The 542-nt window shown below is 29.7% G+C and carries 1 protein-coding gene; it reads right to left on the bottom strand.

Annotated features, from left to right (window positions below):
• Window positions 1-239 (bottom strand): LysM peptidoglycan-binding domain-containing protein (locus tag AC1DUW_RS32135; RefSeq protein WP_477644623.1); only part of this gene is annotated, 239 nt, incomplete at its 3' end.
• Between the last annotated feature and the right edge of the window lie 303 nt (window positions 240-542).

Genomic DNA, 542 nt, shown 5'->3' with positions numbered 1-542 from the left:
GTTGTAACAGTACTTTTAGTGAATTCATTAATCTTTAAAACTTGACCTGGCAAAATAAGATTACTAGTCAAATTGTTTTCAGATTTTAATTTTTGGACAGTTGTATTATGTGCTTTAGAAATTTCGTCTAGGGTGTCACCCGATTTAACTTGATAAGAACTAGCATAAGCAGAAGTGCTGGCAAATAGGGTACCTATAATAGTTCCCGCGAGAATAAAAGAGTTTTTCGAATTCTTCATATAGGAAAGTTCCTCCTGATGTGGTAAAAAAATATTTAACCTTTATATTATAGGGCTATGAAATATATAAAAACCATGACAAATAGAATAAAAAAGTGTTTCGAAGATTACAAAATAATCTCTAATGTTACAGTTTCGTTACTAGATGTCGTGTTTTAGGACAATTGATGTGTATCAATGATAGTTATCTATAGGTTTCTTCTATTGATAATATAGTAATTTTCGGTAGAGATAGATCCTATTGAAGGGTTTTAGAAAGAAAGTTGATAATAATACCTTTTTAAAAAGAGGTATAGAGCATAG

It is taken from the genome of Peribacillus sp. P4_C12 (genome assembly GCF_056402095.1).
This window is presented reverse-complemented; position numbering and strand designations above follow the sequence as displayed.